Origin of the sequence: Vibrio sp. 10N.222.46.A1 (assembly GCF_041473595.1) — a bacterium.
GTDB classification, from domain to species: domain Bacteria; phylum Pseudomonadota; class Gammaproteobacteria; order Enterobacterales; family Vibrionaceae; genus Vibrio; species Vibrio tasmaniensis_A.
In genome coordinates this window covers 1-306 of the sequence record NZ_JBFRSN010001719.1, presented here as the reverse complement: position 1 = coordinate 306, position 306 = coordinate 1, and the positions used below count along the sequence as shown (strand labels likewise).

General features: G+C 42.2%; 1 protein-coding gene. It reads right to left on the bottom strand.

Annotated elements, in window-relative coordinates:
- Nucleotides 1-104: 104 nt before the first annotated feature.
- Nucleotides 105-306 (bottom strand): DUF2897 family protein (locus AB4496_RS29000; protein ID WP_372133575.1); only part of this gene is annotated, 202 nt, incomplete at its 5' end.

The window sequence follows — 306 nt, the reverse complement described above, 5'->3', positions numbered from 1 at the left end:
TTAGTCAGTGTTTTATGTGCGTGTTGTCAATTTATGTTGTCATTTCGCTAACAAGGGGTAACACGCGCCTGACTTGTTGGGGCTAGCGTATCAAGGACTTTACGCTAAGTGCTTTTGCTGTCAGTAGACTCATCTTTTTGAGCTTTTTCTTGGTTCTGTTTATCCAATTGATTGAGCTTGTCTAAGTCTTTTTCTGTTTTGTTACGACCTGTCAGATCCATATTAGCGGTCTGTTTGAGCGCAGCAATATTACCCACCACAACGCTAACCACGATGATGATGATAACCCAAGGGTTTGTAAGCCAC